Source organism: Sphingomonas sanxanigenens DSM 19645 = NX02 (assembly GCF_000512205.2).
In the GTDB taxonomy this organism is placed as follows: domain Bacteria; phylum Pseudomonadota; class Alphaproteobacteria; order Sphingomonadales; family Sphingomonadaceae; genus Sphingomonas_D; species Sphingomonas_D sanxanigenens.
In genome coordinates this window covers 3,406,664-3,432,773 of sequence record NZ_CP006644.1, presented here as the reverse complement: position 1 = coordinate 3,432,773, position 26,110 = coordinate 3,406,664, and the positions used below count along the sequence as shown (strand labels likewise).

The 26,110-nt window shown below is 67.8% G+C and carries 21 protein-coding genes; 10 read left to right on the top strand and 11 right to left on the bottom strand.

Annotated features, from left to right (window positions below; translation table 11 throughout):
• Positions 1 to 58 precede the first annotated feature (58 nt).
• Positions 59 to 2,929, top strand: coding sequence for an ATP-binding protein (locus NX02_RS15755; protein WP_025293165.1), 2,871 nt, complete (start codon positions 59 to 61; stop codon positions 2,927 to 2,929).
• Positions 2,930 to 3,092: 163 nt separating this feature from the next.
• Entirely contained in the window at positions 3,093 to 4,769 is a 1,677-nt protein-coding gene (locus NX02_RS15750; RefSeq protein ID WP_039996624.1) for a cation:proton antiporter domain-containing protein, read from the top strand.
• Between the two features lie 30 nt (positions 4,770 to 4,799).
• Here NX02_RS15750 and ppc read toward each other — a convergent pair whose 3' ends face one another.
• Together ppc and NX02_RS15740 are read right to left on the bottom strand one after the other, a co-directional pair.
• On the bottom strand, positions 4,800 to 7,475 hold the full coding sequence (ppc, locus tag NX02_RS15745) for a phosphoenolpyruvate carboxylase (RefSeq protein ID WP_025293163.1): 2,676 nt from the start codon (positions 7,473 to 7,475) through the stop codon (positions 4,800 to 4,802).
• 325 nt (positions 7,476 to 7,800) lie between these two features.
• Positions 7,801 to 8,367 carry an HNH endonuclease gene (locus NX02_RS15740; protein ID WP_025293162.1) on the bottom strand — a complete coding sequence of 189 codons (567 nt, stop codon included), beginning with the start codon at positions 8,365 to 8,367 and terminating at the stop codon, positions 7,801 to 7,803.
• Between the two features lie 98 nt (positions 8,368 to 8,465).
• Here NX02_RS15740 and gluQRS point away from each other — a divergent pair, with 98 nt between their 5' ends.
• Positions 8,466 to 9,380 carry a tRNA glutamyl-Q(34) synthetase GluQRS gene (gene gluQRS / locus NX02_RS15735; protein ID WP_025293161.1) on the top strand — a complete coding sequence of 305 codons (915 nt, stop codon included), beginning with the start codon at positions 8,466 to 8,468 and terminating at the stop codon, positions 9,378 to 9,380.
• Between the two features lie 26 nt (positions 9,381 to 9,406).
• Here gluQRS and NX02_RS15730 read toward each other — a convergent pair whose 3' ends face one another.
• Complete coding sequence (locus tag NX02_RS15730; protein ID WP_025293160.1) at positions 9,407 to 10,558, bottom strand: zinc-binding metallopeptidase family protein; 1,152 nt, start codon at positions 10,556 to 10,558, stop codon at positions 9,407 to 9,409.
• Positions 10,559 to 10,706: 148 nt separating this feature from the next.
• Between NX02_RS15730 and NX02_RS15725 the strand changes: the two genes are divergently transcribed.
• Together NX02_RS15725 and NX02_RS15720 are read left to right on the top strand one after the other, a co-directional pair.
• The gene (locus NX02_RS15725) at positions 10,707 to 11,537 is read left to right on the top strand and encodes a transglutaminase-like domain-containing protein (RefSeq protein ID WP_025293159.1); all 831 of its coding nucleotides are present in this window, start codon (positions 10,707 to 10,709) and stop codon (positions 11,535 to 11,537) included.
• Positions 11,538 to 11,686: 149 nt separating this feature from the next.
• The gene (locus NX02_RS15720; protein ID WP_084717829.1) at positions 11,687 to 13,120 is read left to right on the top strand and encodes a DUF1593 domain-containing protein; all 1,434 of its coding nucleotides are present in this window, start codon (positions 11,687 to 11,689) and stop codon (positions 13,118 to 13,120) included.
• 7 nt (positions 13,121 to 13,127) lie between these two features.
• Here the strand turns inward: NX02_RS15720 and pth are convergent, their stop codons facing one another.
• The 4 genes from pth to NX02_RS15700 form a co-directional block, all read right to left on the bottom strand.
• A complete protein-coding gene (gene pth, locus NX02_RS15715; RefSeq protein WP_025293157.1) occupies positions 13,128 to 13,700 on the bottom strand; it encodes an aminoacyl-tRNA hydrolase in 573 nt (190 codons plus the stop codon).
• A 121-nt stretch (positions 13,701 to 13,821) separates the two neighbouring features.
• Positions 13,822 to 14,451: a 50S ribosomal protein L25/general stress protein Ctc gene (locus NX02_RS15710; RefSeq protein ID WP_025293156.1), complete on the bottom strand. Its 630-nt coding sequence runs from the start codon at positions 14,449 to 14,451 to the stop codon at positions 13,822 to 13,824.
• A gap of 138 nt (positions 14,452 to 14,589) precedes the next feature.
• On the bottom strand, positions 14,590 to 15,468 hold the full coding sequence (locus NX02_RS15705) for a TraB/GumN family protein (protein WP_025293155.1): 879 nt from the start codon (positions 15,466 to 15,468) through the stop codon (positions 14,590 to 14,592).
• 35 nt (positions 15,469 to 15,503) lie between these two features.
• Positions 15,504 to 16,421 (bottom strand): TraB/GumN family protein, encoded by a 918-nt coding sequence (locus NX02_RS15700; protein WP_025293154.1) that lies wholly within the window; start codon positions 16,419 to 16,421, stop codon positions 15,504 to 15,506.
• Between the two features lie 177 nt (positions 16,422 to 16,598).
• Between NX02_RS15700 and secG the strand changes: the two genes are divergently transcribed.
• Positions 16,599 to 16,979 (top strand): preprotein translocase subunit SecG, encoded by a 381-nt coding sequence (secG, locus tag NX02_RS15695; RefSeq protein WP_025293153.1) that lies wholly within the window; start codon positions 16,599 to 16,601, stop codon positions 16,977 to 16,979.
• A gap of 103 nt (positions 16,980 to 17,082) precedes the next feature.
• A complete protein-coding gene (locus NX02_RS15690) occupies positions 17,083 to 18,717 on the top strand; it encodes a CTP synthase (RefSeq protein ID WP_025293152.1) in 1,635 nt (544 codons plus the stop codon).
• 72 nt (positions 18,718 to 18,789) lie between these two features.
• On the opposite strand, the gene NX02_RS15685 is transcribed toward NX02_RS15690, so the two are convergent.
• Entirely contained in the window at positions 18,790 to 19,260 is a 471-nt protein-coding gene (locus tag NX02_RS15685; RefSeq protein ID WP_025293151.1) for a DUF2147 domain-containing protein, read from the bottom strand.
• 231 nt (positions 19,261 to 19,491) lie between these two features.
• Between NX02_RS15685 and NX02_RS15680 the strand changes: the two genes are divergently transcribed.
• The 3 genes from NX02_RS15680 to NX02_RS15670 are packed head-to-tail and all read left to right on the top strand — an operon-like array spanning position 19,492 to position 22,821.
• Entirely contained in the window at positions 19,492 to 19,965 is a 474-nt protein-coding gene (locus tag NX02_RS15680; RefSeq protein ID WP_025293150.1) for a (2Fe-2S)-binding protein, read from the top strand.
• Positions 19,962 to 20,630 carry a hypothetical protein gene (locus NX02_RS15675; protein WP_025293149.1) on the top strand — a complete coding sequence of 223 codons (669 nt, stop codon included), beginning with the start codon at positions 19,962 to 19,964 and terminating at the stop codon, positions 20,628 to 20,630. The genes NX02_RS15680 and NX02_RS15675 overlap by 4 nt, the downstream gene beginning before the upstream one ends.
• A gap of 28 nt (positions 20,631 to 20,658) precedes the next feature.
• Positions 20,659 to 22,821, top strand: coding sequence for a xanthine dehydrogenase family protein molybdopterin-binding subunit (locus tag NX02_RS15670; protein ID WP_025293148.1), 2,163 nt, complete (start codon positions 20,659 to 20,661; stop codon positions 22,819 to 22,821).
• Between the two features lie 52 nt (positions 22,822 to 22,873).
• Here the strand turns inward: NX02_RS15670 and NX02_RS15665 are convergent, their stop codons facing one another.
• The 3 genes from NX02_RS15665 to NX02_RS15655 all read right to left on the bottom strand — a co-directional run bounded on the left by NX02_RS15665 (position 22,874) and on the right by NX02_RS15655 (position 26,102).
• Entirely contained in the window at positions 22,874 to 23,449 is a 576-nt protein-coding gene (locus NX02_RS15665; protein ID WP_039996621.1) for a class I SAM-dependent methyltransferase, read from the bottom strand.
• Between the two features lie 34 nt (positions 23,450 to 23,483).
• A complete protein-coding gene (locus NX02_RS15660) occupies positions 23,484 to 25,106 on the bottom strand; it encodes a class I SAM-dependent methyltransferase (protein WP_025293147.1) in 1,623 nt (540 codons plus the stop codon).
• Positions 25,107 to 25,223: 117 nt separating this feature from the next.
• Positions 25,224 to 26,102 (bottom strand): DUF2306 domain-containing protein, encoded by an 879-nt coding sequence (locus tag NX02_RS15655; protein ID WP_025293146.1) that lies wholly within the window; start codon positions 26,100 to 26,102, stop codon positions 25,224 to 25,226.
• Positions 26,103 to 26,110: the final 8 nt, after the last annotated feature.

The window sequence follows — 26,110 nt, the reverse complement described above, 5'->3', positions numbered from 1 at the left end:
GGGGCGAACCCGCGGCGGGGGCGGCGCGGGGGCGATGTTGCGGCGGGGGAAATGCGGGATGGCCGGGCAGTCGAACGATGAGGCGGGATGGGAGCGGATCTACGCCTTCGGGCCCTATCGACTGATCCCCAGCCGGCAGCGGCTGCTGCACGGCAATCTCCCGGTGCGGCTGGGCGGCCGGGCGTTCGAATTGCTATGCCTGCTCGTCCAGCGCAGCGGCACGCTGGTCGACAAGAAGGACTTGATGGCAGCCGCGTGGCCCGACACGTTCGTGCATGACAGCAATCTCAAGGTGAACATGCACAATCTGCGGCGCTCGCTGGGCGATACGCAGATGCCGCCCACCTATATCGCGACGATCGCCGGGCGCGGTTACCGCTTCGTCGCACCCGTCCAGGTCGGCGATCGTCCGATGGGCGAGGATGAGGCCGCGCCCGGCGACGTCGAGCCGCGCAGCTTTCCGGCGGCGCGCGAGATGGTCGGCCGCGACACCGAGGTGGCGGCGATCCTCGCCGATCTCAGGGCGCATCGGCATGTGAGCGTCGTGGGTGCGGGGGGCATCGGCAAGACCACGGTCGCGCTGGCAGCGGCGCACGCGTTCGAGGCGGATTGTCCCGACGGGCTCTGCTTCGTGGATCTCGCGACGATCGACGATCCGCTGCTCTTGCCCTCCGCGCTGGTGGCGGCGCTGGGGCTGCGCGGCAATCCCGGTGACCTGCTCGCCGCCGCCGTGGAGCATCTGCGCGGTCGCCGCATGCTGGTGCTGCTCGACAGCTGCGAGCATGTGCTGCCCGCGGCGACACTGTTCGCCGGGCGCCTCGCCGCGGCCGGCGGCGCGGCGCTGCTGCTTGCGACCAGCCGCGAACCGCTCCGCCTGGCCGACGAGCATGTCGTGTGGCTCGATGCCCTCGCCGTGCCGCCCCCCGGCATGCCGTTGACCGCCGCCACGGCCCTGGGCTTCTCCGCGATCGACCTGTTCGTCCGCCGCGCGGCCGAATGGTCGGGCTATCAGCTCGTCGACGGCGATTGCGCCGCGATCGCGCGCGTCTGCCGCGCGCTGGACGGGGTGCCGCTGGCGATCGAACTGGTCGCGGCGAAGGTCGATCAGCACCCCGTGGGCACGCTGCCGGCAATGCTCAACGAGCATCTCGGCTTCCGCAACCGCCAGGCGGGGACGGCGCCGCTGCGTCATGAAACGCTGATGGAGACGATCGACTGGAGCTATCGCCTGCTGTCGCGCGACGAGGCGGCGGTTCATCGGCTCGTTTCGGTGTTCGCGGACGCGTTCGAACAGGACGATGCCGTGGCGATCGCCGCCGCTGCACCGCTGGCGCCGGTTGCGGTCGCGGTGGCGCTGGGCGGCCTCGTCGCCAAGTCGCTGCTGGCAGCGCAGGTCGATGGCCCGGCGCTGCGCTATCGCCTGCTCGACAGCACCCGCCGCCACGCCGCGCGGCGGCGGCGCGAGGAGGGCGGGGACGTGCGGGCACTGCCCGCGCATGCCGAACGCCTGCTCGCCATCTTCGAGCATGCCGAGGAGGAATGGCATTGGCGCGATACCGCCGAGTGGACCAGGCTCTACCGCCGGCGCCTGCCCGATCTGCGCGCCGCGCTCGCCTGGGCCTTCGGCGAGGGCGGCGATGCCGCGCTGGGTATCCGGCTGACGGTGGCCGCGATCCCGCTGTGGTTCGAGGCCTCGCTGATGAGCGAGGCGCAGGCGGCGGTCGAACGCGCGCTGGATCGTGCGGCATCGGTGCCGTGCGACGATCTGCTGGAGGCCAAGCTCGCCGGCTTCCGGGCGTGGAGCATGATCTATACCCGCACGCTGCTGCCCGGCATCGAGGCTGCATGGCGGGATGCGATCGCTCTCGCCCAGCGGGCCGGCAGCGAAGGGCACAGCCTGCGCGCGCAGGTGGGCCTCTGCTTCTTCCTGATCCAGACCGGCCGGATGGCCGAGGCGGCGGCCTATGCCGAGATGTTCGTCGGCGCACCGGATGCGGCGGGGGCGATCACACCCGAGATCGAGCGGATGCGTGCGTGGGCGCGCGCCTTCGGCGGCGAACTGGCGGAGAGCCGCGCGGTGCTCGACCGGCTTGCGGCAACCTATGACCGGCCCGACGGCCGGTCGCGCATGGCGGGCATCCAGGTCGATCGCTTCATCGGTATCCGCTGCTACCTGCCGTTCGTCGCGTGGCTGGGCGGCGATGCCGACACCGCGGCGGCGGCGGCAGACGCCGCGGTGTCGGCGGCGGGCAGCCTCGGCCATATCGTCTCGGAGTCCAACGCGCTCGGGCTTGCCGCCTTGCCGGTGGCGTTGTGGACTGGCGATGAAGCCGCGCTCGACCGCTATACCGCGCTGCTGCGCGCCAACCTGGAACGCGAGCCGATCGCCTTGTGGGCGCCCGTGGCGCGCTTCTTCGCCGCCGCGCTGGCCGATCTACGCGGCAGCGATGCGACCGCGGCGATGCGCGAGGCGATCGATGGGCTGCTGGAAGCGCGCTTCACCATGCGCATCGGCATGCACCTCGGCCTGCTCGCCGACGCGCTCGCGCGCCATGGCCGGCTTGAAGAGGCCATCGCCACGATCGCCGATGCGCACCGCTACAATGCGGCGCAGGGCGAGCGGTGGTGCCACGCCGAAACCCAGCGGATCGATGCCGCGATCCTCGAGCGCGCGGGGCAGACGGCGGCGGCGGAGACGCTGCGTCGGGCGGCGCTGGCCGACGCGCGTGCGATCGGGGCCCTGGCGTTCGAGCTGCGCGTGGCGACGGATCTTGCCGCACAGCGTGTGGATTCGGGGCGTTTCGCCGAGGCGGTAACGCTGCTCGCGCCGGTTCGCCGCCGTTTCGGTGAGGGGCTCGCGACGCGCGATCTGGTTGCTGCCGCGGCGCTGCTGCGGCGCGCCGAAGCAGGAAAGACCCGCTCGGCCTGAAATGTGCGCCGAACCGGATTGCACATCCTTGCGCCTGAGCCGATTTACATCTTTTTACACTCCGTAACCAACGGCATGATCTAGTTTTTTGCTCGGGCAGCGGGAACAGGGATGATAGAGCGATGAACGGCCCCGATCGGTCCTGCCCGCCGGCGCCGCCGCGATGGAACTGACCGTTCTCCAGGCGCTGTCCCCGGTGATCCTGCTGCTTGCCGGCGGTGTGGTCGCGGCGATCGGATCGCGCCTCCTCGGGCTCAGTCCGATCGTCGGCTATCTCGCGCTCGGCATCTTCCTGCGCGCGACCGGTTGGGTCGAAGCCAATGAGATCATCAAGATCCTCGCCGAACTGGGCGTGATCTTCCTGCTGTTCGACATCGGCCTGCATTTCTCGACGCGCCACCTGATGGATCAGGCGGCGGACGTGTTCGGCTTCGGCCCGGTGCAGATGATCGCCGGTACGGTAGGGCTCGGGTTGATCGCGATGGCGTTCGGCCTGCCATTCTATGCGGCGGCGCTGGTCGGCGCCACATTGGCGCTTTCCTCGACCGCTGTGGTCGCGCGGCTGATCGCGGAGCGTCACCAGCAGAACTGCCCGGTGGGGCTCACCGCCACCTCGATCCTCGTTTTCCAGGATATCGCGGCGATCTTCCTGCTGATCGTCGCCACCGCGCTGGGCACGGGGGAGGCGATCGCGCCGGCTGCGGGGATGGCATTGCTCAAGGCGGTAGGCGCCTTCCTCGTCGCGGCCGGGCTCGCCAAGCTGGTGGTGCGGCCGCTGTTCGATCTCGTCGCGCGCAACCGCAATGAAGAGGTGTTCACCGCGATGGCGCTGCTGATCGCGCTCGCGGCGGGCTGGGCGACGGGGCAACTCGGCCTGTCGCTCACCCTGGGCGCGTTTCTCGGCGGCATGATCATCACCGAAACGCCCTACCGCGCGATCATCCAGTCGGAGATCAAGCCGTTTCGCGGGCTGCTGCTCGGCTTCTTCTTCGTCACCGTCGGCCTGTCGCTGAATGTCGTGGCGCTGGCGGAGCTGTGGCCGGGGGTGCTGGTCGCGGCAGCGCTGCTGGTGGCGGGGAAGGTGGTGCTCAACGCGATCGCCAGCCTCGCCTTCCGCTGGTCGGTGCCCGGCTCCGCGCAACTCGGCTTCCTGCTGGCGCAGGGCTCCGAATTCGCCTTCGTGATCTTCAGCCTGCCGCCGGTGCGCGCGCTGATCGGCGAGGAGCATAGTGCGGTGCTGATCGCCGCGGTGGCGCTGAGCCTCGCGGTAACGCCCAACGTCGCGCAGTTCGGCCGCACGCTGGCGGGGCGGCTGCGCCAGCGCCGGGTGATCGCGGCCGACCCCGAACTGCAGCCGCGCGGGCTGACCGCGCCGGTGTTCATCGTCGGCATGAACCAGCGCGGCCGCACCGTCGCCGACGCGCTGGCCGCGTTCGACATCGACTATGCCGCGATCGAGAATGACGAGCAGCGCCTGCGCGAGGCGACCGCCGATGGCTACAACGTGGTGTTCGGCGACTATTTCGACCCGCGCATCTGGGAGCCGCTGGGCATGGCCGGCCGCCGCATCAGCGTGATCACCACGCCGTCCCTCGAAACGTCGAGCGGCATCACACCGATCGCCCGGCAGTTCTTTCCCGGCCTCACCCGCGTCGCCATCGTCGACGATCCTGCGGAGGCGGCGCGCTTCGCCGAGATCGGCCTGGTGCCGGTCGTGGAATCCGGAACACCGGGGCTCGACGCGGCGGTGGCCGTGCTGGAGCGGCTGGGGGTCGATGTCGAGGCGATCGCGGGGTGGCGCGAGGGGCAGATGCTGCGGGACGTGGCGAGCGCGGACTGAGTCTTCTCTCCCCCGGGGCGGAAAGGGGTCTTACCCGCTGTTCCGCAGCGCCGTCGCCACCGCGTTGATCGACAGCTGGATGCCCTCGCGGATCCGCGCATCGTCCTCGCCGGCGCGGTGGCGCTTGAGGAGTTCGACCTGCAGCAGGTTGAGCGGCTCGATATAGGGCAGGCGCAGGCGGATGGATTGATCCAGCGCCGGGTTCTTTTCCAGCAGGCGGGTCTGGCGGGTCACCGTCAGCAGCCCGTCATGCGCCTTCTGCCAGCCGTCGCGGATGCGGCCGAAGATCGCCTGCGCGGCGGTCTTGTCCTCGACCAGCTCGGCATATTTGGCGGCGATCAACATGTCGGACTTGGCGAGCACCATTTCCATGTTGGCGAGCGTCGATTGCAGGAAGGGCCATGCCTCCACCATCTCGCGCAGCAGCGCCTGGTCCCGGAAAGCCGCCAGCGCCTCGCCCACGCCATACCAGCCCGGCAGCATCACGCGCGCCTGCGCCCAGCTGAACACCCAGGGGATCGCGCGCAGATCCTCGATCGCGTCGGATTTCTTGCGGCTGGCGGGGCGCGATCCGATCTTGAGGTCGGCGATCTCGGTCAGCGGCGTCATCTGCCGGAAGAATTGGCGGAAGCCGTCGGTCTCGTAGACGAGGCCGCGATAGGCCCTGAATGCATCGTCCGAAAGCTGGTCCATGCAGGCGGCGAAGCGCGTGCGATCCGCCTCGCCGATCGGATCGGGCTCCAGCGAGGCGAGCAACGTCGCCGATGCCATCGCCTCCAGATTGGTCATCGCGCTTTCGACATTGCCATATTTGGCCGCGATCACCTCGCCCTGTTCGGTGATGCGGATGCGGCCGGCGACGGTGCCGTGCGGCTGCGCGCGGATCGCCTGGAAGCTGGAGCCGCCGCCGCGGCCGACCGAACCGCCGCGGCCGTGGAACAGCTGCATCGCCACACCATGCTGCTCGAACACCGGCACCAGCGCGCGGCTGGCCTGGTGGAGGCCCCAGGTGGAGGTGAGGTAGCCGCCATCCTTGTTGCTGTCCGAATAGCCGATCATCACTTCCTGATGGCCGCGCAGCGCCGAGATGCCGGCGATCTCGGGCAGCGAGAGCCAGTCGGACATGATGCCGGGCGCCTTGTCGAGGTCGCCGATCGTCTCGAACAGCGGCACCGCCATGATCGCGGCGGTGGGCGTGTCGCCGGGGCGGTAGAGGCCGGCTTCCTTGAGTAATATATTGACCTCGAGCAGGTCGGACACGCTCTGCGCCATCGAGACGATGTAATTGGTGATGCAGGCGGGGCCGTAGCGCCGATGCGCCGCCGCGGCGGCATGCACGATGTCGAGTTCGCCGCGCGTCTCGTCGCTATAGCCGGCGAAGGGGCTGGTCAGCGGGCGGGCATTGGCGAGTTCGCGGCGCAGCAGCGCGACCCGCGCGGCTTCGTCGAGCGCCAGATAATCCGCTTCGACGCCCGCGACCTTGAGCAGTTCGGCGACGACGCGCTCGTGCACCGAAGAGTTCTGGCGCATGTCGAGCGTGGCGAGGTGGAAGCCGAAGGTCTCGACCGCGCGGATCAGCCGCCCGAGCGCGCCGCCGGACTTGAGCGCGCCACCGCCTGTCTGCGCAAGGTCGAGCGCGATGGCGACGAGGTCTGCGCGGAAGCTCTGCGGATCGGGATAGGCCTCGGCCTTGATCGTGATCGCGCGCGGCGCGGCGCGCCCGCTGATCTCGCTGTAGGTCGCGGCGAGGCGTGCATAGATGCCGCTGATCGCGCGGCGATAGGGCTCGTCGCGCCGCGCGGCGCTGTCGTCGCCGCTCTTTTCCGCCAGCGCCACCACCGCATCGCTGACGCTCGCCAACTCGGTGGAGATCGACAGTTCGGCACCCAGCGCATGGAGCTGTTCGAGATAATGGCCGATCACCGTCTCGGCGGCGCGGGCGAGGGCGAGCTGAAGGGAGGCGGCAGTCACGTTGGGGTTGCCGTCGCGGTCGCCGCCGATCCAGCTTCCCGGGCGCAGGAAACTGGGCACGCGCTGGCCGAGCGCGCGATCCCAGCGGGCATAGAGCGCGGGAAGGGCGGGGAGGAAGGCATCGCGGAAATAGGCGAGCGCGTTCTCCACCTCATCGGCGACATAGAGCCGTTCGCGGCGCAGCGGGCGCGTCTGCCACAGCAGCGCGATCTGGCGCAGGATCGCCTCGTCCACCTTGTCGCCCTCGCGCGTCTCGGCGTGGCCCATATCCTTCAACAGCATCAGTTCGGCGATGCGGTTGCGATGGTCGATCATCGACTTGCGGCGCACTTCGGTGGGGTGCGCGGTGAGCACGGGCGCGACCAGCGCCTTTTCCAGCATCGCCGCGACGGCGCGGGCATCGACGCCCTCGTCCTTCAGCCGTTCGAGGGCGTGCGCAACGTCCGCGCCGGGGTCGGTCGCGACGCCCTGGCGGTCTTCGGCGAGGTTGGCGAGCATCGAAAACAGCATGAAGCCGCGCACGAAGGCGATCGTATCGTCCAGGCTCAACGCATCGAGCCCGGTGTCGATCGCGTCGGCGCCGGCGACGCCGCGATGCCGGTCGACCGAGGCCGAGCGGATATATTCGGTGCGGCGGAACAGCGTCTCGCCGCCATAGCTGCGGATGACATCGCCCAGCAGCCGCCCGAGATAGCGGATGTCGGGATTCTGCGTGATGGGGGGAGCGGCGGCCATGCCCTGATGCTGCATTGCAGCGGACGGTCGGTCAACTGGGGTTTGCATGGACTGCCTCTCCTTTTTTGCCGCCGGGCTCATTTCAAAATGCGGCGTTTGCGGCTAAGGCGGCACCGTCATGGCTGCAACCCGATTGTTCCTTGCCCTGCTTCTCGTCGCGCTGGCGCTGCCCGCATGCTCGGAGCGTGCGTCCGGCGGCAGCAAGCTGCCGACGATGCCCCTGGCGTAATTCCCCTCCCGCTGGCGGGAGGGTTGAGGGGAGGGCATGTGCATGCGCTTCCGCACGGTATCGGACCGGGTCCCGCCGCACGCGGACGGGGGAATCTCAGGCCTCCAGTTCGATGTCCCAATAGAGCCAGTCGTGCCAGCTTTCGTGCAGAAAATTGGGGGGGAAGCTGCGGCCATGTTCCTGCAGTTGCCAGCTCGTCGGCCGGATCGGCGCGAGGTGCAGCGGCATCTTGGCCTCGTTCGGGGTGCGGCCGCCCTTCCTCAGGTTGCAGGGGGCGCAGGCGGTTGCCACATTCTCCCAGGTCGTGCGGCCACCGTAGGCGCGGGGGATGACATGGTCGAATGTGAGGTCCCTCGTCGCGCCGCAATATTGGCAGGCGAACTTGTCGCGAAGGAACAGGTTGAAGCGGGTGAAGGCGGGATATTGCGAGGGTTTCACATATTGCTTGAGCGCGATGACCGACGGGATCTTCATCGCGCTGGTGGGACTTCGCACCTGCCGTTCATAGGTTGCGACGATATCCACCCTGTCCAGAAACACCGCCTTTATCGCGGTCTGCCACGGCCACAGGCTCAGCGGGTAATAGCTGAGCGGCGTGTAGTCCGCGTTCAGCACAAGAGTGGGGCAACTGTCCGGATGCCGGATCAGATCGGGATGGTACATGGGTGCCTCGTCCCCCTTGCTCGTCGCGTTCTTTGCTCAAGGAACGTGACGGGAGCATGACAGCAGATCGCGTGACTCTGCGTCAAGAGGCTGATTCCATGGCAGTGACGACACGTTTTGCGCCGAGCCCCACCGGCCGGCTGCATCTGGGCCATGCCTTTTCGGCGCTCGCCGCGCATGATTTCGCGGCGGATGCGGGAGGACATTTCCTGCTGAGGATCGAGGATATCGACCCCGGTCGCACGCGCGAGGCGTTCGTCGAGGGGATCGTGGAGGATCTCGCCTGGCTCGGGCTGACACCATATGGGCCGGTCGTCCGCCAGTCCGGGCGGCTGCCGCTCTACGCGGCGGCGCTCGATCGGCTCAAGGCGGCGGGGCTGGTCTATCCCTGTTTCTGCACGCGCGCTGCGATCGCCGCCGAGATCGCCGCGAGCGCCGCTGCGCCGCACGGGCCCGATGGGCCGCTCTACCCCGGTACCTGTCGGCGGCTGCCGGCCGACGAACGCGCGCGCCGCATGGAAACGGAGCCGCACGCCTGGCGGCTCGACGTCGCTGCGGCGATGGCTGCGACGGGGCCGCTGGTCTGGAGCGATGGCGCGCATCGCGCGGTACCGGCGACGCCCGAGATCCATGGCGATGTCGTCCTTGCGCGCAAGGACGCGCCGACCAGCTATCATCTGGCGGTGACGATCGACGACGCTGCGCAAGGCGTCACGGACATCGTCCGCGGTGAGGATCTCTACGCGGCCACCCATGTCCACCGCCTGCTACAGGCGCTGCTCGACCTGCCGAGCCCGGTCTATCATCACCATCGCTTGCTGACCGGCCCCGATGGCCGCCGCCTCGCCAAGCGCGATGGTGCGCGGTCGTTGGCGGAGATGCGCGCGGAAGGGGCCGATCCGATGGCGCTGGTGGCGGCGCTGCGACAGGCAGCGCGCAGCCTTCCGAGGGCGCCGGCCGGCGATGGCGCGACGGGTGCGTTCGATTTCGAGCCGGCGAGTTCGGGCGGGTAGCGCCGCCTGCCGACCTCGACTGACCGTCAGGACGCCAGATCCACGCCCAGGCCGAGCACCGCCATCATCGCCTTGATATCCGCGCCTTCATTCTCGCTCGGCGCCCAGCGGCCCGCTGCGAAGGCGACCAGGCGGTTGATGAAGTCGAGCTTGAGCATGATCGCCGGGGTCAGCCGAAACGGGTAGAGATCGGGCTGGCCCATGCTGCGATTGATTGCGTTGATCGCGAAGGCGAATGGGATCCAGCAGCGCGCCAGCGTCGGCGTGTCGGCGGTATAGGGATCGAAATCCACCGTCGGCGGCTCGGGCGCTGTGGCGCCGGGCGGTGCGTCGATGCGGGTGCCGAACTGGCCGATCGTCGCCAGCGTGTCGACGATGTGGAGGTAGTGCGCGAAGGTTTCGGCGAAATCCTCCCAAGGATGGACCGTCGCATAGGCCGAGACATAGGCTTCTTCCCAGTCCGCAAGCGGAGCGTGCTGGCGATTCTGGTAATGCGCAGCCAGTGCCGCGGCATAATCGGCACGCTCGTCGCCGAAGCGCTGGCGGAAGGGTTCGAGGTCGGGGCTGAACTCGACCAGGCGGTGCCAGAAGTGATGCGCCACCTCATGCCGGAAATGGCCGATCAGGGTGCGATAGGGCTCCCCCATGTCGCGGCGGATGCGCTCGCGCGCGGAATCGTCGGTCTCGATCAGGTTGAGGGTCACGACGCCTCCGGCGTGGCCGGTCAGCAGTTGCGGCGCATAGCCCTGCTCTGCGGAAGGATCGTAGAGCAGATCGAAGGCCAGCCCCTGGGGGCTCTCGTTGCGCGTCTCCAGCGGCAAGCCCAACTGGATGAGGCTTGAGATCACACGATGCTTGGCATGCTCTGCCTGCGCCCAGCGCTGCAGCACGCCGGGCACGCTAAGATCGGGAATGGTGCGGTTGTGGCGGCATGAGCGGCACAGGTTGAGGACGCTGTCTGCCTCGACGAGCCAGTTGCACACCCCATAGCGCGCATTGTCGCACAGCTTCAGCGGCATCGTTCGCCCGGCGGCGTTGCGCCAGCGGCCCTTGTCGATATCGAGATGAAGGAACGCGTTGGTCAGCGGATCGAAGCCCGCGCCGTGGCCGCAACTCGGGCAGGCCCGCGCTTCGGCCTGGAGCAGTTGTCGGCAATGGGCGCAGGTGAGTGGCGGCAAGGGCGGACTCCGATGGATCAATGAAACAGGATGCCATAGCGCCTGGCACAAGTCGCCGGTTCCGCTCTGCGAAATCGTCGCACCGGATCGATTCGCGATCCGACACGTTCTCCCGCCACACGAACAAATAAAGCGTAGAGGCCTGAATATGCTGATCCGAGCCGGTTACGACATCACCTTCGACGCCGCGGCACCGACGAGCATGGTGGCCTTGCTGAGCATCCATCCGTCGCGCAACCGCGATCTTCGCTCACCGCACCGGATCGTCACGACGCCGCAGGTGCCGATGTATGATTTCGTAGACGGGTTCGGCAATGTCGCGACCCGGTTGACGATCCCTGCCGGCGGCATCACGCTGAAAGCCGATTTCATGATCTCGGACAGCGGCCGGCCTGATGTGCGCGCCCCGGATGTGCCGGTGACGCCGGTCGAGGCGCTGCCCAACGACGTTCTGGTCTATCTGATGGGTAGCCGCTATTGCGAGACGCAGCACCTGATGGATGAGGCGTGGGCGCTGTTCGGCCATATTCCTTCGGCGCGTGGCCGCGTCGAGGCGATCGTCGCGTTCGTCCACAACCATATCGAGTTCGGCTATCATCATGCGCGCTGCGATCGCACCGCTAGCGACGGCTATCGCGAAAAGGTCGGCGTCTGCCGGGATTTCGCGCATCTGGCAGTGACGCTGTGCCGCTGCGTCAACATCCCGGCGCGCTACTGCACCGGCTATCTCGGCGATATCGGCGTGCCGGCGGTCGATGCCCCGATGGATTTCAGCGCATGGTTCGACGTCTATGTGGATGGCGGCTGGTACACCTACGATGCGCGCCACAACAAGCCGCGCATCGGTCGCATCCTGATGGCGCGGGGCCGCGATGCCACCGACGTGGCGCTGACGACCGCCTTCGGCGCCACGACGCTCACGAAGTTCGATGTGGTGACCGACGCGTTGAAGCCGGGTGAAATACAGATGGCTGCGTGAATCGTCGCATCCCCCCGCGGCGCGGCGGGAGCGTCCGAAAAACTTCGATGGCATTTCGACTATTTTCGAATCGGCATTGACGCTTTTCGGAAACCCAGCGTAACTGCCCGTCGGGCGCCCTTAGAGCGCTTGGCGGGCAGGAGGGTGGCATGGGCTTGGTGCGGTGGATCATGGGCGCGGTCCTCGCGCTGGCGGCTGGCGCGGCTGTGGCGCAACCTCCCGCGAAGGCGGAACGGCTGCGCCTGATCGTCCTGACCGATATCGAGAATGAGCCGGACGATGCCCAGTCGCTTGTCCGCTTTCTGACCTATGCCAACCAGTGGGACGTCGAGGGGCTCGTCGCCACGACGTCGATCCACCAGCGGGACCGCATCGCCCCGGAGCGCATCCGCAGGATCGTCGCAGCCTACGGCAAGGTGCGCGCCAATCTGGAGCGGCACGAGCGCGGCTTCCCGACCGAGGCGGCGCTGGCATCGGTGATCCGTGCCGGCATCCCGCGCTACGGCCTCGAGGCGGTAGGGGAACGGCATGACTCCCCGGGATCGCAGCTCATCATCGATCGCGTCGATGCCAAGGATGTGCGGCCGGTATGGGTGATCGTCTGGGGCGGGCCCAATGTGCTGGCGCAGGCGCTGTGGAAGGTGCAGGCGACGCGCTCGCCGGCGGAGGTCGCGCGCTTCGTCGCCAAGCTGCGCGTCTATACGATTTCCGATCAGGACGATAGCGGCCCCTGGATCCGCAGCCGTTTCCCGGACCTCTTCTATATCGCCAGCCCCGGTTTCCACGCTGGCGGCGCGTATCATGCTGCGATCTGGAGCGGGATCAGCGGCGATCGCTTCCATGGCCGCTTCGGCGGTGCCGACTTCGCGATCGTCGACAATCCCTGGCTCGACACGCATGTCCGCGCCAAGGGACCGCTTGGCGCCGAATATCCCCACACCGAATTCATCATGGAAGGCGATACGCCCTCCTTCCTCTACCTGATCCCCAATGGCCTCGGCAGCCCGGAGCATCCCGACTGGGGAAGCTGGGGCGGTCGCTACGAATATTATCAGCCGCGTTTCCGCAAATGGTTCCTGCGTCCCGAAACGCGCGCCTTCTGGTCCGATGGGGAAGACGAGGTGATGGGCGTCGACGGCCAGTGGCACACCAGCAACAAGGCGACGATCTGGCGGTGGCGCAGCGCCTATCAGAATGATTTCGCCGCGCGGATGGACTGGACGGTGAAGCCCTATCGCGAGGCCAACCATCCGCCGGTCGCGCGCCTTGGCGTGCCGGACGAGATCAGCGCACGCCCCGGGCAGAAAATCCGGCTGAGCGCCGCCGGATCGAGCGATCCCGATGGCGATACGCTGCGCTACCAGTGGCTTCACTATCCCGAACCGGGCAGCTTCACTGTCTCGTCGGCGCGCGTCGCCTCTCCCGTGCAGATCGAAGGCGCCGACACGTCCGAAGCGGTGCTGACGGTGCCGACCGACCGGGTGCTCCACACCGGCACGATGCACATCGTCCTCGCCGTTAGCGACAGCGGCACGCCCAGCCTGACGCGCTATCGGCGCGTCATCGTCAATGTGACGCCTTGAGCGCGGATCAGTCGTCCTGCAGGCGCAGCGCGACGTCATTCATGAAACGCGCATCGTCGCCATCGGCGAGGCGCGGCGCCTCGGCGGCGATCGCACCCAGCATGTCGACGAGCGGATCCATCTCGCGCTTGTCGTAATTGCCCAGCACATGGCCGGTCACCCGATCCTTGTGGCCGGGATGGCCGATGCCGATGCGGACGCGGCGGAAAGGATTGCCGATATGCGCCTCGGTGGAGCGCAGGCCATTGTGGCCGGCGGTGCCGCCGCCGGTCTTCACCTTCACCTTGAACGGCGCGAGGTCGAGCTCGTCGTGGAAGACGGTGACGTCGCCCACCTCGCGCTTGTAGAAGCGCATCGCTTCGCCCACGGCGCGGCCGCTTTCGTTCATGAAGGTGGCGGGCTTCAGCAGCAGGATCCTGCTGCCGCCGATGCGGCCTTCCTGCGCCCAGCCCTGGAAGCGCTGGCGCGGCGGATCGAAGCCATGGACCTCGGCAATCGCATCGATCGCCATGAAGCCCACATTGTGCCGGTGCAGCGCGTAGCGCGCGCCCGGATTGCCCAGGCCGACCCAGATCTGCATCGCCGGTTCCCCGATCAGCGCCCGTTCGCCGGGCGATCCACATGAAGATGCCCGACACCGCGTGGCGGCGCCGGGCATCCCTCTATCCGATGACCCGTCCCCGAAGACAGGCCAGGCTGGATCAAGCCTCGGCTTCGCCTTCGCCCTCGGCGGCCGTATCGCTGTCACCGTCGCTGCTCTTCAGCGCGGACGGGGCAACGATCGTCGCGATGGTGAAGTCGCGGTCTTCGATTGCCGAAGCAGCACCCTTGGGCAGGGTGATGTTGGAGAGGTGGATCGAATCGCCGACCTCGTAGCCGGAGAGGTCGATGGTGATGTCGTCGGGGATGTGCGCCGCGTCGACCACCAGGTCCAGCTCGTGGCGGACGATGTTGAGCACGCCGCCGCGCTTGAGGCCCGGCGAGGCATCTTCATTGGTGAAGATCACCGGCACCTGCACCGTGACGGTGGCGTGCTCGGAGATGCGCAGGAAATCGACATGCAGCGGGCGATCGGTAACCGGGTGGAACTGGACGTCCTTGGGCAGGGTGCGGACGGCCTTGCCGCCGACCTCGACCATCACCACCGAGTTCATGAAGTGGCCGGTGTGCAGCAGCTTGAACAGCGCCTTTTCCTCGACGTGGATCGAGGCCGGGTCTTCCTTGTTGCCGTAGATCACGGCAGGCACGCGGCCGTTGTTGCGCAGATCGCGGGAGGCTCCCTTGCCATTCCGCTCACGCGCTTCGGCCGACAGCGTCAGCTGATCGCTCATCGCATATCTCCAATTCGCTTGGGTTAAACATTCCGCCACGCCTCCAGGGATGACCATGACGGAAGCCGGGGCGCATAGCGGGGGAAGGGCGGGAATGCAAGCGCCCACCGCCCTCGCACACAAGGGGAGGAGGTTGGTTTACTGCACCCGCTTCACCTTGATGCCGCGCGCTTCCAGCATCTCCTGCACCGAATCCTTGCCCGCCAGATGCGCGGCGCCCACCGCCACCAGCACCGTGCCGGGCTGGTCGAGCGCCTTTTGCAGGCGCGCCGCCCAGGCGGCGTTGCGCTGGCGCTTGAGCGCGTCGGCGAGTTCGGGGGAGAGGCTGAGTTCGTCATCCTCGGTGATCGCCAATGTCGCGACATCGCCCTTGCGCCATGCCGCGATCATCGCGTCGAACTGCTTGCCGGCCTCGTTCCGCTCGCTGATCACGCTGGTGAGAAAGATGCGCTGTGCGGCTTCGGGCAGGCGATCGAAATAGCCGAACTGCTCGGTCGCGGTCTCCAGCCCGGACACCGGCTTGCCGGCATCGGCGAAGCGCGCGGTCAACCGGGCCTCGACGCCCTGGTCGGCGCTGACGCCGATCTCGGGATAGAGCGTCGCGGCCAATGTCAGCGCTGCCGCCCAGGTCTCCATGCCATCGAGCGCGGTCGGGGGAATGCGCGCCTTGGCGAGCATCGCGGCCAGTTCCGCGCGATGCTCCGGCGCCACGCGCTCGGCAAGCGGCGGCAGGCCGGGCGCGCTCGCCATCGCCTGGAAGCTGCGCTGTAACCCGGCCTGCCCCTCCGGGTCGGTAACTTCCAGCATCAGCCGGTCGGCGCGGCCGATCGCCTTGCCCACGCGGCCGCCGTCCCAGTCCACCCCCTCGGGCAGCACGTGGATGGTTCCGAACAGATAGACCGTGGTGTCCGCATCCGCGAACGACCAGAGCGCGGGGTGGGCGGGTTCGGCGTGGGTGGAGGTGCCGCAGCCCGCGAGGAACAGCAGCAGGGCGGAAACGAAGCGAGGACGCGGCATCGGGGAACCTTGTTTCTGGCGGGCAGGGCGGGGCATCAATATTTGACGCGCTTCGCCCTCAGCTTCCGCGCTTTCAGATAATCCTGCACGCTGCCGGTGCCGGCGAGGTGCGCGGCGCCGACCGCGACGAACACGGTGCCCGGCTGCTGCATGCGGCGTTCGATCCATTGCGCCCAGCGCGCGTTCCGGTCGGTGACCATGATCTTGTAGAGTTCGGGCGTCTCTTCCAGCGACTGGTTCATCAGCGTGCTCAGCGTCTTCGCGTCGCCGGCCGCCCAACTCGCCAGCATCCGGTTGAGCACGGCACGCTGTTCGGGGATCGACTGGACGGTGCTTTCGAGCAGCGCGATCTGCGCCCGCTCGGGCATCGCATCGAAAATGCGGATCTGAAGTTCGGCACCCTCAAGCTCCTGGCGCGCCTTGCCGCTGGCCTTCGCCGCCGCCTCGAGCACCGTCTCGGCACCGGAATCGGGGCCGAACCCCATCTTCTCGAACAGCGCCACCTGGATGTTCAGCGCCGCCGCCCACGGATCGAACGGCTCGAACATGTCGATGGGGAGTTCCAGTTCCGTCATCGCCTTCCGATAATCGGCCTGCGCCTTGGGGGAGAGCTTCTGCGTCAGCGGCGGCCCGTCCCGATTGATCGCCAGCCGCATCATCAGCGGCTGGAGCGTCTTGGCGTCGGGCTCGATCGCCTCGGTGACGAGCTCGCTCGACGAATCGAACGCCTTCTTCACGCCGCCGTCGAACCAGCCGTAGCCGGGCGGCAGCAGATGGAATGTGCCGAACAGATAGACGGTGGTGTCCTTGTCCTTCACCACCCACAGCGCCGGATCTGCACGGCGCTGCGCTGCCGCGGCGGATGCCGCCGGGGTCTGCGCCTGCGCGGCCGGGGCCAGCAGCAGCGCCAGTGACAGGCCTGTCGCGGCAACGGCGCGATATATGCGGTTCATGCAGTCTCCTCGATCGGCGGCGGTGCCGCTTTCGCAGATAGGGGATGCAGGTGGAAAGGCGAAGGGGGCGCGCTGCGCCGGCCGTGGCGATGCTTGTTGAACGATGCCGGTTGAACAGTGGCCCCCCTCTCGCTATGTCGCCCCGCAATCCCAAGCATCGTCAGATCGAGCCCCATGCTGTTCACCTTTCTCCTCGTCGTTCACGCGCTGATTACCCTGGCACTGGTGGGCGTGATTCTCGTCCAGCGTTCCGAAGGCGGCGGGCTCGGCATGGGCGGCAGCCCCACGGGGCTGATGTCGGCGCGCGGCGCGGCTGACTTTCTGACGCGTTCGACGACGATTCTCGCGACGATCTTCGTCGTGCTCTCGATCGCGATCGCGGCGCTGGCCTCGGTCAGCAACCGCACCGGCGACATCGATACCTCGCTCGCGCGGCAGCCGTCGCAGCAGAGCGCGCCGGCGGCGCCGGCACCGGTGAGCGACGATCCGCTCGCCGCCGCGGCGCAGAGCGCGGACAATGGCGCGGCTCCGGCCAACGGCGCCGCGCCCGCCCAATAAGCATCGACCGGCGCCTCCGCGCGCTCGTTCGACCGTAAAAATGCAAGCGCGCGGATTCGCGCGCTTGTCCCCATCGACCAACTCGGGCTAGGCGTTGATTCCCATGGCGCGGTTCATTTTCATCACCGGCGGCGTGGTGTCATCCTTGGGCAAAGGCCTGATGGCGGCCAGCCTCGGAGCATTGCTCCAGGCACGCGGCTACAAGGTTCGGATTCGCAAGTTCGATCCCTATCTCAACGTCGATCCGGGGACGATGAGCCCCTATCAGCATGGCGAGGTCTATGTGACCGACGACGGGGCCGAGACCGACCTCGACCTCGGCCATTATGAGCGCTTCACCGGCGTTCCCGGCCGCCAGGCGGACAACATCACATCGGGCCGGATCTACCAGCAGATCATCGCCAAGGAGCGCCGCGGCGACTATCTCGGCGCCACCGTCCAGGTGATCCCGCACGTGACCGACGCGATCAAGGAATTCGCGCGCACCGATACCGACGATGTCGATTTCGTGCTGTGCGAGATCGGCGGCACGGTGGGCGACATCGAATCGCTGCCGTTCATGGAGGCGATCCGTCAGCTCCGGAACGATCTCGGCCGCAACAACTCGATCTTCGTCCATGTCACGCTGGTGCCCTACATCGCGGCCGCCGGCGAACTGAAGACCAAGCCGACGCAGCACAGCGTGCGCGACCTGACCTCGCTCGGCATCCAGCCGGACGTGCTGGTCTGCCGCTGCGAACGCCCGCTGCCGGACGGCGAGCGCGCCAAGATAGCCCTGTTCTGCAACGTGCCCAAGGAAGCGGTGATCCCCGCGCTGGACGCGCGCAGCATCTATGACGTGCCGGTGCAGTATCATGCCGAGGGCCTCGACATGGCAGTGCTCAACGCCTTCGGCGTCGATGTCGGCCCGGCACCGCATCTCGGCCGCTGGACCGATATCATGGACCGGCTGACCAACCCCGAGGGCGAGGTCACGATCGGCGTCGTCGGCAAATATGTCGGGCTGGCCGATGCCTATAAGTCGCTGAACGAGGCGCTGGTCCACGGCGGCATCGCCAACCGCGTCAAGGTCAACATCCAGTGGCTCGATGCCGAACTGTTCGAGCAGGACGATTCGGATATCGCCGCCTATCTCGAGCCGATGCACGGCATCCTCGTTCCCGGCGGCTTCGGTGAGCGCGGTTCGGAGGGCAAGATTGCCGCGGTGCGCTTCGCGCGGGAACGCCAGGCGCCCTTCTTCGGCATCTGCCTCGGCATGCAGATGGCCTGCATCGAGGGCGCGCGGAACACCGCGGGCATCGCCAACGCCTCCACCACCGAATTCGGCCCGACCGACGAGCCCGTCGTCGGCCTGATCGAGGAATGGATGACGGCGGACGGCCTGCAGAAGCGCGAGGCCGGCGGCGATCTCGGCGGCACGATGCGCCTCGGCGCCTATGAGGCGGTGCTCGACGGCAACAGCCATGTCTCGGCGATCTATGGCGCCACGGACATCTCGGAACGCCACCGTCATCGCTACGAGGTCAACGTCCATTATCGCGAGCCGCTCGAAAAGGGCGGCCTGATCTTCTCCGGCATGTCGCCCGACGGCGCGCTGCCCGAGATCATCGAGCGGCCGGATCACCCCTGGTTCGTCGGCGTGCAGTTCCACCCGGAACTCAAGTCCAAGCCGTTCGACCCGCACCCGCTGTTCAAGAGCTTCATCGAAGCGGCGGTCAAGCAGAGCCGGCTCGTCTGATCCTGTCCCCCGCCCGATCGCGGGCGGGGCCGGCGGGGGGCCTGTGAGGCCCTCCCGCAAACGGGACGAGCGTCATCGCACCCGGTGCAGCTTCAGCGTGCGGCCGAGCATCGGTGTGCCCATATAGCCGCGAAGCTCCATCGCGCCCTTCGCCATCGTGATCCGCGCCGAATAGGTCCGCCCGGACGTGCCGTCATACATGCTGCCGCCGTCCCAACGCTGGTTGCGCGCATCCCATTTGAACCCGGTCAGGAAGACGACACCCTGCAGCGATCGGCCGCGCAGCGCTGGATCGGGATTCTTCGAATCCTTCCTGAACGTCTTGCCGTCCGCCTCCATGGCGCGTCGGCCGAAGAGCATCCGGCCCGAATAGCTGCCGCCGGCATCGAACATCTCGAACTTCATGCCGCGGTCCTCCGTCTCCCAGATGCCGATGACCTCCGCCGCAGCGGATGCCTGTGCGAAGCTGGCGCGGGCGGGAAGCGTGACGGCCATGAACATGATCGAGGCGATCGCCAGCGGCTGGCGGATGATGAGGGGCATGATGGTTCGGTCCTTGCCGGAGTTGGGGGGAGCGGGCGCCGGCCAGCGTCGCGGCGGACTGTTGCCGACTGGGACCGAAGCTATGCCGGCCGCGGCGGGCGATGAATGCCGGGTTCCACGAGATTCATGCCCGATCCTCCATGGCAGGCGGGCGATAACGTCGCAGCATCGGGCAATTTTTCTGAAGGATCCGGCGTTCGCCCGCGTCGCGGTCCGGCGTAATCCTTGGCCATGGCTTATGATCTCTCAGTCAATGACCGGATGCATCGCATCGATGAGGACGGGCAGACGCCCCTGCTGTGGATCCTGCGCGATACGCTGCGGCTGACGGGCACCAAATATGGCTGCGGGGTCGCGCAGTGCGGCGCGTGCACCGTGCATCTCGATGGACAGCCGGTGCGCGCCTGTTCGGTGCCGCTAGAGGCGGTCGGCAGCGCGAAGGTGGTTACGATCGAGGCGGTCGCCGGCGCGCAGGCCGATGCCGTCCGCGACGCCTGGATCGCGCGTGACGTGCCGCAGTGCGGCTTCTGCCAATCCGGCCAGATCATGAGCGCGATCGCCTTGCTGCGGACCGTTCCCGCGCCGGGCGACGGCGACATCGATCTGGCGATGAGCGGCAATATCTGCCGCTGCGCCACCTACCACCGTATCCGCGCGGCGATCCATGACGTCGCCGCGGCGCTCGACGGGCAAGCGCGCGCATGACCACCCGACGCCGGCGCCGGCGCTTCGGCTGCCTCGCCATCCTCGCCGTGCTGATCGCCATCGGCATCCTGTCCCTCGCCATCGCGCTGTGGCCGCGGGAGATGCCCGCGAGCGCGCCGCTGCCGGCCGCCCGGATCGGGGCGCGCAGCGTGCACCTGCGCCCGGTCGCCGATTTCGCCGCCATCGCCGATCCGGCGGCGCGATCGGTCGCGCTGTTCGAGGAAGCCGGCCGCGTGATCCGCCACCCGCGCTGCCTGAACTGCCATCCGCGCACCGACAGCCCGACCCAGACCGACACGATGCGGCCGCATTCGCCCTGGGTGGTGCGCGGCGCCGATGGCGGCGCGTCGACGCTGCGCTGTTCGACCTGCCATCGCGCGGCGAACTTCGACCCCGCGGGCGTGCCGGGCAATCCCAAATGGCAGCTCGCGCCGATCGAGATGGCCTGGCAGGGCAAGTCGCTGGGCGAGATCTGCCGGCAGCTGCTCGATCCGGCGCGGGCGCATATGGGCCGCGAGACCCTGCTCCACCACATGGCCGAGGACGAACTGGTCGGCTGGGCCTGGCATCCTGGCGGCAGCCGCACCCCGGCGCCCGGCACGCAGGCCGAATTCGGCGCGCTGATCGCGGCGTGGCTCGAAACCGGCGCGCGGTGCCCAGCATGACCCCTCCCTCCCTTGCGCGAGACCGCCTGTGACCGAATCCACCATCGCCAAGCCCGGCTTCCGGATGACACGCCGCCGGATGATCCTGGGAGGCACCCTCGTCGGCGGCGCGCTTGTCGTCGGCTATGCCGCGACGCATCCGATGCAGGTCGCCGGCGCGATCCTGCAGGGCGGCGGCAGCGATCCCGAGCCGAGCGTCTTCGGCCCGTTCATCCGCATCGCGCAGGATGGTTGGGTCACGGTCGTCAACAAGCAGCATGAAATGGGGCAGGGCATCCATGCCGGCCTCGCCGCGATGGTGGCGGAGGAGCTCGACGCCAATTGGGATCGGGTGCGGGTGGTCGATGCCCGTGGCAATTTCCGCGTCTATGGCGTGCAGCTGACGGCCGGATCGGGGTCGGTGGCGGGCAATTGGGATACGCTCCGCCAGGCGGGCGCCGCCGCGCGGGCGATGTTCGTCGCCGCTGCCGCGGCGCGGTGGAACGTCCCGCCCGCAGCGATCGCCGTGCGCGATGGGGTGGTGATGCATCCGCCCTCGCGGCGCGCGGCCAGCTTCGCCGAACTGCTCGCCGAAGCCGCGCGCCAGACGCCGCCCGAAGAGCCCGTGCTCAAGCGGCCGGAGGCGTATCGGCTGATCGGTACAGACCGCGTGCGGCGCAAGGACAGCGCAGCCAAGAGCCGCGGCGCGCAGATCTATGTGCAGGATGTCCAGCTGCCGGGCATGCTGACCGCGCTGGTCGCGCACAGCCCGCGCTTCGGCGGCAAGCTGGCGCGCTTCGACGCCACGGACGCCCGCAGGATCAAGGGCGTCGTCGACGTCTTCGCGATCGAGACCGGCGTGGCGGTGGTCGCCGAGACCATGATCGCCGCACACCGCGGCCGCGAGGCGCTACGCATCCACTGGGACGACAGCGAAGCCGAGATGCGCTCGTCGGACGAACTGGTCCGCCATTATCACGACGCCGGCGCCGGCCGCACCGACCTCGAACCACGCAGCTTCCAGAGCAAGGGCGACGATCCCGACGCGGCGTTCGGCGGCGATGCGATCGAATTCGCGATGGACTTCCCCTATCTCGCCCACGCGCCCATGGAGACGATGAACTGCGTCGCGCAGGTGAAGGGCTGGGATGTCAGGATCATTTCCGCCAGCCAGCTGCCGACGGTTGATCAGATCCAGGCTGCCCGCGTGGTGCTGACCCTTCCCGGCAAGGTCGATATCGAGGTGCTGCCCGCCGGCGGATCCTTCGGCCGGCGTGGGCTCATGACCTCGGACTATCTCGTCGAATGCCTGCGCGTCGCCAAGCGCGTCGACGGCCGTCCGGTCAAGCTGATGTGGACGCGCGAGGATGAGATGGCGGCGGGCTGCTTCCGGCCGATGGCGCACCATCGCGCATGGATCGAACTCGGGCCGGATGGCTTCCCTGCGCGCTGGCGGCAGCACGTGGTGGCGCAGTCGCTGCTGCCCATCGGCAATGACATCGCCGCGGAGGGCGTCAAGGATTCGCCCTATTTCGCCTCCGCGTTGCTGGTCGACTGCAAGCTCTTCACGCCGGACTATCCGGTGCCGGTCAGCTTCTGGCGATCGGTCGGGCATTCCTACAACGGCATGGTGATGGAGCATATCGCCGACCAGCTTGCCCGTCGGGCCGGCCGCGATCCCGCGGACTATCGCCGCGCGCTCTACCGCAAGGCGGGTGCGACGCGGCGGCTCGCGGTGCTCGATGCGCTGTGTCGCGCGGCGGGCTGGGGCAAGCCGCTGGAGCCCGGCTGGGCGCAGGGCATCGCGGTCCACGAAGCCTTCGGCACGGTGGTCGGCCAGGTCGCCGAGGTCAGGATCGAGAACGGGCGCCCGATCGTCCGCCGGGTGACCGGCGTCGTCGACTGCGGCATCGCCATCGCGCCCGACCAGATCCGGGCGCAGATGGAGGGCGGGATCGGCTTCGGCCTCTCGGCGGCGCTCCACGGCGCGGTGACGTTGAAGGACGGCATCGTCCAGGAGACGAACTTCGACCGCTATCGCGTGCTGCGGATGAATGAGATGCCGACGGTCGAGACGCACATCCTGCCCTCCACCAACCGGCCCAGCGGCATGGGCGAACCGGGCGTCCCGCCGATTGCGCCGGCGGTGGCGAATGCCATGCTGACATTGACGGGCGTTCCGACGCGTCGGCTGCCGTTTCTGGGAGGGTAGGCGGCTGATGTCCTCCCCGGCGCTGCGCGCCGGGGAGGACATCCGTTACCCTCTATCGCCGATCGATCCGATAAACCGAAGCCGGCGGCAGGTTCGCCAGCGTGCCGCCGATCCGTTGCGCGCGCAGGTCGAGGCGGTCGAGCAACAGCGCCGGCACCGGGCAGCGCGGGCCGTAGGTGAACTGGTAGAGCGCGCCATCCGGCGTCAGCTTGCTGAATGCCGCCGCCACGATCGCGATCACCTTGCGCGCCGGCATCGACAGCAGCGGCAGGCCGCTGACCACCGCGCCGGCTTTCCGGCCGCCGAACAGTTCGACCATGTGCAGCCGGGCCGCGTCCATCCTGAGCGTGCGCGCATTCGGATAGCGGATGGTGAGCGCCGTTGCGAAGTGCGCTTCGAACTCGATGAGCGCGAGATCCTCCTGCCGCACGCCCCTGGCCATCAGCGCACGGGTGAACACGCCGGTGCCGGGGCCGAGTTCGATGACCGGCCCGGTTTCGGGCGAGATGCGTGAGGTGATGAGTTCGGCGAGGACATTGCCGGATGGGGCAATGGCCGCGACGCCGAGCGGGTTCCGCAGCCAGGCCCGGAAAAAGCCGAACGTCTCGGCGACGGGTTGTCGATTCATGGAAAGGGGTCTCGAAGCGGGGCGTGGCATGGTGTCAGAGCCGAACGGCGGGAGAGTCTGTCAGCAACCGACTGGCGCCGAAAGTCAATCCATGAGCTTGTTTTTCCCGTGTTTCGGGAAGCACGCCGAGCGCCGAAAGCAGCTGGACATGGCCGTCGTTCCTGAACTTTTCGGCGATCGCCTTGAACTGGCCGATCGCCTCGTCGCCGATCCTGACGGGTTTGCCCTCGCGGTTCAGATTGCCGCCATTCTCCGCGAAGATGCTGTTGAGATAGATCGCCTGGTCGAGCGGATCGGCCATGCCGGCGAGCATCGCCAGGATCACCATCTGATGCTCCTGCGCCACGGTCTTGCCGCCGCCGAGGATGGGTGAGGCCAATGTCGAAATCTCGCCGCTCGACAGCGAGCGCTGGCACAGGTGCAGGTTGAGCGCGCGGCAGCGATTCCGCCGGTCGGCGTCCGGTGCCTGCGCCGGCTGGGCATAACCCAGGCCGGTCATCATCAGCAGCGCACTCACGATCTCGCGAATGTCGAATGCGGCCAGGCGGCGCGCGTCGCAAATCTCCTCGACGGTCTTGGCGGCATAATTGCCTTCGGCAAGGCATTCGATCAGCGGGCCATAGATTTTCTCGTCGAGCGTCAGTTCGCCCGTCGACGTCTTGTGCGTCATCGATATCGTCGCGGCGGGAACGATCAGCGTGAACCGCTCCTGATACCAGCCGTGGCGGATTTCCAGACCGATCAGCCGGCGGGCGCCGCGGGTGAAGATGTCCATGCGGAACTGCTGGTTGACGATATAGTCGCGCACCGTCTGGCGCAGCATCGGATGCGTCACCTCGGCGAGCAGTTTCTGCGCCGAGGGCACCATGTTGTACTCGTCGATATGATCGAGCAGCCGCGCCGATCCGGCATAACCCAGCTTCGCGCCCTGGAGGCAGGTCGCGACCTGCGAGAAATGCATGATGTTCCAGTCGCGGTTGAAATATTCATGTGCCAGATAATTGCGGCTGTGGCCGTTCATCTGCTGGATGTGCGCGGCGATCGCCGGATTGGCCGCGAAATAGAAGGCGCCCGATCCGGCGATCTTCTGGACATAGCTCAACGCGTCGTTGATCTTGGCCGCGGGGCCGAGGTGGTCGGATCCGGCCAATGCCATGTGTTGCGACATCAGGTGGCGGATCGGCATTGGCGCCGCCCAGCCGGGAAAGCAGTTGTAGCTGATATAGACGATGCCGCCGGCGCGGAGATTCTTGCGGATGATCTCGAGGATGAAGCCGCGGTTCTTCTCAGAGATCCAGCTCCAGATGCCATGCAGCGCGATGATGTCGAACACGGGCAGATCGTCGCGCGCCGCGAATTCCTCGAAGGATTCGTCGAACAACGAGGCGCGCGCGCCCGACGCGGCGGACAGCATGGCGGCATGCGCCGCCTGCGCGGGATTGAAGTCGGTGCCCCAGTAATCGCCATCGGAAGCGGCGGCGTGCATGTTGATCGAGACGCCCTGGCCGAAGCCGAGTTCGAGATACACCGGGTTCGCGGCCGGCGGGGGCTGGATGCCGGCGGCGAGGCAGGCGATGCGCAGCATCGCGGGGTTCAGTTCGCGATAATAGCCGTGAACATATTCGAGTTCGGTGAAATAGCCGTCCGCCCAATCCATACGCTTACTCCGATGATCGTTTCATGAGGGCGCGCAGGCGCGTGCGATCGTCGCCACGCCGGCGCTGAAAGTCCGGTTCCGTTGCTCGGGCGCGGGATGCGCCGGCCCGCGGCGGGCCTATCGCGACGCTTCGGCGATACCGCTGATCATCCGCGGTCCCCAGTTGCGCATGGTGAAGGTCCATGTCGCGAAGACGATGAAGGTGCTGGCCAGCAGCAGCACCGCCGTCGTGCCGAGGCCGGCCGCCGTGCCGCGATCCTGCGGGCGGCTGCGGATGAACAGCTCGGCCACGATCAGGTTGGGGATATAGAAGAAGAACATCATGATCGCGTCGAACCAGCCGGTGAAGCTGTCACCGATGCCGGCACCGCCGGTCAGCAGGAACCAGGCGCCATATTCCATCCGGTAGAGCCAAGAACCGACGGTCAGTGCGAACAGGCGGATCGCCCAGCCGCGATGTTCCCGGATGTTGCGCGCCCGCGCATGGGCATAGGCCATCACCGCGCACAGCACCATCAACGCGCCATAGATGCCGAAGCCGACATCCATCAGCGTGCCGCCGATCGTGCCGCGCCCGACAATGAAGCCCAGCCCGCCGAGCCCCGCCAGCCCGGCGGAGACGAGATAGACCCGGCCCAGCCAGCGGTGGAGCGCGGGGATCGTCTGCCTGACGCTGCCGATCAGCTGGATGGGGCCGAGCAGCAACAGCACGCCCCCGGCGATGAAATGCGCGCCGATCGCCGCGGTCGTGGCCAGCGCGCGGCCATCATAGAGATCGGGCAGCGACTCGTTCCACCGCTCCCCGGCACCGCCCAGTGCGGCACCACCGAAAAAGGCGATGATATAGGCAGCGAAGATGGCGCCGCTGATCCAGCTCACGGCCACCAGCATCAGCCCGCTCCAACGCAATGCGATGCCAGGCAAGACATTGCCCGATGCGGCGTGGACGCGATCGATGCCCGCGGCGCGGGGGATCAGGATGGTGCTTCTCGTCATCTCGAACG

What these genes read in the sequence shown, in the direction of transcription:
- NX02_RS15755 (WP_025293165.1), top strand. Translation starts at nt 59, where the DNA reads ATGGCCGGGCAGTCGAACGATGAGGCGGGATGGGAGCGGATCTACGCC.
- NX02_RS15750 (WP_039996624.1), top strand. Translation starts at nt 3,093, where the DNA reads ATGGAACTGACCGTTCTCCAGGCGCTGTCCCCGGTGATCCTGCTGCTT.
- ppc (WP_025293163.1), bottom strand. Translation starts at nt 7,475, where the DNA reads ATGGCCGCCGCTCCCCCCATCACGCAGAATCCCGACATCCGCTATCTC.
- NX02_RS15740 (WP_025293162.1), bottom strand. Translation starts at nt 8,367, where the DNA reads ATGTACCATCCCGATCTGATCCGGCATCCGGACAGTTGCCCCACTCTT.
- gluQRS (WP_025293161.1), top strand. Translation starts at nt 8,466, where the DNA reads ATGGCAGTGACGACACGTTTTGCGCCGAGCCCCACCGGCCGGCTGCAT.
- NX02_RS15725 (WP_025293159.1), top strand. Translation starts at nt 10,707, where the DNA reads ATGCTGATCCGAGCCGGTTACGACATCACCTTCGACGCCGCGGCACCG.
- NX02_RS15720 (WP_084717829.1), top strand. Translation starts at nt 11,687, where the DNA reads ATGGGCTTGGTGCGGTGGATCATGGGCGCGGTCCTCGCGCTGGCGGCT.
- pth (WP_025293157.1), bottom strand. Translation starts at nt 13,700, where the DNA reads ATGCAGATCTGGGTCGGCCTGGGCAATCCGGGCGCGCGCTACGCGCTG.
- NX02_RS15710 (WP_025293156.1), bottom strand. Translation starts at nt 14,451, where the DNA reads ATGAGCGATCAGCTGACGCTGTCGGCCGAAGCGCGTGAGCGGAATGGC.
- NX02_RS15705 (WP_025293155.1), bottom strand. Translation starts at nt 15,468, where the DNA reads ATGCCGCGTCCTCGCTTCGTTTCCGCCCTGCTGCTGTTCCTCGCGGGC.
- NX02_RS15700 (WP_025293154.1), bottom strand. Translation starts at nt 16,421, where the DNA reads ATGAACCGCATATATCGCGCCGTTGCCGCGACAGGCCTGTCACTGGCG.
- NX02_RS15690 (WP_025293152.1), top strand. Translation starts at nt 17,083, where the DNA reads ATGGCGCGGTTCATTTTCATCACCGGCGGCGTGGTGTCATCCTTGGGC.
- NX02_RS15685 (WP_025293151.1), bottom strand. Translation starts at nt 19,260, where the DNA reads ATGCCCCTCATCATCCGCCAGCCGCTGGCGATCGCCTCGATCATGTTC.
- NX02_RS15680 (WP_025293150.1), top strand. Translation starts at nt 19,492, where the DNA reads ATGGCTTATGATCTCTCAGTCAATGACCGGATGCATCGCATCGATGAG.
- NX02_RS15675 (WP_025293149.1), top strand. Translation starts at nt 19,962, where the DNA reads ATGACCACCCGACGCCGGCGCCGGCGCTTCGGCTGCCTCGCCATCCTC.
- NX02_RS15665 (WP_039996621.1), bottom strand. Translation starts at nt 23,449, where the DNA reads ATGAATCGACAACCCGTCGCCGAGACGTTCGGCTTTTTCCGGGCCTGG.
- NX02_RS15660 (WP_025293147.1), bottom strand. Translation starts at nt 25,106, where the DNA reads ATGGATTGGGCGGACGGCTATTTCACCGAACTCGAATATGTTCACGGC.
- NX02_RS15655 (WP_025293146.1), bottom strand. Translation starts at nt 26,102, where the DNA reads ATGACGAGAAGCACCATCCTGATCCCCCGCGCCGCGGGCATCGATCGC.